The 3,522-nt window shown below is 70.8% G+C and carries 3 protein-coding genes; 2 read left to right on the top strand and 1 reads right to left on the bottom strand.

All coding sequences use genetic code 11. The features are described from left to right. Together D7W79_RS40215 and D7W79_RS40210 are read left to right on the top strand one after the other, a co-directional pair. A partial coding sequence (locus D7W79_RS40215) for a TolC family protein (RefSeq protein ID WP_120530496.1) occupies positions 1-1,574 on the top strand: 1,574 nt, incomplete at its 5' end. 66 nt (positions 1,575-1,640) lie between these two features. Then, positions 1,641-2,276, top strand: coding sequence for an MlaC/ttg2D family ABC transporter substrate-binding protein (locus D7W79_RS40210; protein WP_120530495.1), 636 nt, complete (start codon positions 1,641-1,643; stop codon positions 2,274-2,276). An 88-nt stretch (positions 2,277-2,364) separates the two neighbouring features. Here D7W79_RS40210 and D7W79_RS40205 read toward each other — a convergent pair whose 3' ends face one another. Next, a complete protein-coding gene (locus D7W79_RS40205) occupies positions 2,365-3,498 on the bottom strand; it encodes a GNAT family N-acetyltransferase (protein ID WP_120530494.1) in 1,134 nt (377 codons plus the stop codon). Between the last annotated feature and the right edge of the window lie 24 nt (positions 3,499-3,522).

The following is a 3,522-nucleotide window of genomic DNA, read 5'->3' as shown; positions in this document are numbered from 1 at the left end:
ACCCCACCCCTGGCACGCGCGCGCCGCTGCCGGGCCCCGCCTCCGTGAACCCCGGCCCGGCCGCCGAGCCGGGCAACGCCGCCCAGCGCGCCACCACCGGCACGCCCAGGCCGGCCTCCGCGACCCCGGGCGCGCAGGACCTGGGCACGTCCCCCATCGCCCCCGGCTCGGGCGACGGCGCGCGGGGCGACCTCACGCCCGGTGCCCCCCGGGGTGCGCCGGAGGAGGCCCAGGCCCCGGGCGCCGCCGAGGGCACGAAGGCTCCCAAGGGGCCCATCACCCTGGCCCAGCTGATGGCGCGGGCGCGCACGCAGGACGCGCGCGTGGCGGAGGCCACCGCGGAGCTGCGCAAGTTCCAGGCGCTCTATGATCAGGCCCGCTGGGCCTGGTTCCCCCGCTTCGAGATCACCCTGGGCGCGGGCGGCCCGGTCCCCGAGGCGCGCAACAACGGCCTGGGGGGCCCGCCCACCACGGAGGCGTCGCTGGAGGGCGACTGGAACTTCGGCAAGGTGGGCGTGACGGTGTTCTCCACCGGCAACGCGGTGCTGCCGCTCTACACCTTCGGCAAGCTCTCCGCGCTGGAGAAGGCGGGCTCGCAGGGCCCCATCGTGGGCGCGGCGCTGCGCGAGCGCGTGCGCGCGGAGGCGGGCTTCCAGGCCGCGCAGGCGTACTACGGCTACCAGCTGGCGCGGGCCGGCCTGAAGCAGCTGGAGGACGTGTCCAAGCGCCTCAAGGACGCGGGCGACAAGATCGACGCGCTCCTCAAGGAGGACTCGGATCAGGTGTCCAAGACGGACACATACAAGCTGGGGTACTTCCGTCAGCTCGTGGAGTCGCAGCGCGCCACCGCCGTGCAGGGCGAGCAGTTCGCGCTCACCGCCATCCGGCTCCTCGCCAGCGCGGGCCCGGACGAGCAGGTGGAGGTGGTGGAGGAGGACCTGCCGCTCCAGGGCGACGTGAACGTGCCCGACCTGGAGACCTCGTTGAAGCAGGCCAACGAGCGCCGCCCGGAGCTGAAGGCCATCGCCGCGGGCATCATCGCGCGCGAGCAGGAGGTCCTCATCCGCGAGCGCAGCTACTACCCGGACCTGGGGCTCGCGGGCTACTACGACATCCGCTGGACGAGCAGCGCCACACGCCAGCGCAGCCCCTTCGCCTACGACCCTTTCAACGACCGCACCGCGGGCCTGGGCCTGGTGATCCGCGGCACCTTCGACATCCCCATCAAGGACGCGCAGCTGGAGCAGGCCCGCGCGGAGCTGGACAAGATGCACGCGCAGGAACAGACGCTCAAGGCTGGCATCCAGCTGGAGGTGACGCAGGTGCAGAGCCAGCTCGCCGCGGCCTACGCGCGCGCGAAGTCCTTCACGGAGGCGGAGAAGAACGCGAAGCGCTGGGCCACCGCCGCCTACGCCGCCTTCGACCTGGGCACCGGCGACACCCGGGAGCTGGTGGACGCCTTCACCGCGCTGGCCCAGGCCTCCGCGGAGCGGGGCAAGAGCTGGCACGACGTGCGCGTGGGGCTGGCGTCACTGGCCCGCGTCACGGGTGCCGTCCCGGCGACGGATGAATAACCCTTCCACGCTGCCAGTCCTCACCGGTGTCGTCACACCTGACCTTCAACCCGGAGCTTCATCGATATGATTGCTTCCCTGCTTGCCGCCACGCTGCTCGCCGCCGCTCCCGTGAGCCCGCTCAACGTGGTGAAGAACGGCAACGCCGCCGTGCAGAAGGCGGCCAACGCCCCCGGCGCCACCGTGCAGTCCCTGGCCACCGTCGTGGAGTCCTTCGTGGACTTCGAGGAGCTCGCCAAGCGCGCCCTGGGTGAGAAGGCCTGGGCGGGCCTCACCGCCGCCCAGCGCAAGGACTTCACCGACACCATGACGGGGCTCCTGCGCGCCTCGTACGCCCAGAAGGCCATCGGCCAGGCGAAGGCGGACGTGAAGTACGGCAAGGAGAGCATCCAGGGGAACGAGGCCACGGTCGACACGGAGCTCACCGTGAAGACGGACCAGGTGCCCGTGAACTACAAGCTCTACAAGGCGTCGGCCAAGGCCGACTGGCGCATCTACGACGTCGTCACCGACGAGGTCTCCCTCGTGGACACGTACAGCGGCCAGTTCAAGAAGATCCTCTCCACCAAGGGCTTCGACGGCCTGCTGACGACGCTCAAGTCCAAGCGCGCCCAGCTGGAGAAGGAGAACGCCAACACCAGCGCGGCCTCCGTGAAGGAGTCCGCCGCCGGTTCCACGGGCGCCGCGCCGCAGGCGAAGTAGCGCAAGCCGGGCAGGGCGCTTCGACAGCCTCACGCTTCACCTTCCGCCCGGGTGCCACAGCGCCCGGGCGGAGGTGTTTCAGGACACGTCAGGCGGGGCGCTGGAACACGCGGTACGTCTTGGAGCGCTGGCCGCCCATGGACTCGATGGCGCGGTTGACCAGGTGGTTGTCCTCCAGCGTCCACGAGATCTCGCCGCCCGTGTACCCCAGCTCCTTCGCGGTGCGCAGGGTGTCCAGGTAGAGGATGGCGTCCAGGCCGCGGCGCCGGTAGCCCTCCTTGATGCCCAGCGTGAGCAGGCGCAGGCGCTTGAGCTTGCGCGACGCCAGCACCAGCTTCACCAGGCCAATGGGCAGGCCGAACGTCGTGAGCCGCCCGTTGGCCGCCTGGAACGCCGGGTTGGCGTCCGGCAGCGTCATGGAGAAGGCGACGGGCTCGCCCTTCACCTCCGCGATGAGCAGCAGCTCCGGGCGCACGATGGCCTTCATCTCCTTGGCCATGTGGTCGAACTCGCGGTCCGTGAAGGGGATGAAGCCCCAGTTCTTCTCCCAGGCCGCGTTGTAGATCTCCTTGATGCGGGCGACCTCGGCGGGGAAGTCCTTCAGGTTCACCGCGCGCACGGTGATGCCCTCGCGCTGGCGGATCTTCTCCGCGATGCGCGCCACCTTCTCCGGCGGCGGCGTGGACGACGACAGCTCCCACGCCCACAGGTCCTTCGCCTTGGTGAAGCCGCACGTCTCCAGCAGGCCCGCGTAGTACGCCGGGTTGTAGGGCATCATCAGCGCGGGAGGGCTGTCGTAGCCCTCCACGAGCAGGCCCCAGTCCTGGTTGGAGGAGAAGTTGGCCGGCCCCAGCACGGTGTCGATGCCGCGCGCCTTCAGCCACGCGCTGGCCGCGTCCAGCAGGCCCCGGGCCACGCCCGCGTCGTTCACGCACTCGAAGAGGCCGAAGAAGCCCTCCTTCGTGCCGTGGAACTCCATGTGGCGCGGGTTCTTGATGGCCGCCACCCGGCCCACCACGTCCTGCCCGCGGCGGGCGAGGAACAGCTCCACCTCCGCGTAGTCGAAGAAGGGGTTCTTCTTCGGGTCCAGGAAGTCGCGGCGCTCCATCTCCAGCGGCGGGACCCAGTTCGGGTCGTCACGGTAGAGCGAGTACGGCAGCCGGATGAACGCCGTCCGGTCCGCCGCGCCGCGCACGGGAGTCACCTGCACGTCGGAGGGCATGGTGGGGAGGGGAGAGGAGGAAGC

It is taken from the genome of Corallococcus exercitus, assembly GCF_003611585.1.
In the GTDB taxonomy this organism is placed as follows: Bacteria; Myxococcota; Myxococcia; order Myxococcales; family Myxococcaceae; genus Corallococcus; species Corallococcus exercitus.
Note: the sequence above shows the minus strand (reverse complement) of the source record. Positions and strands in the feature narration are given on the sequence as shown.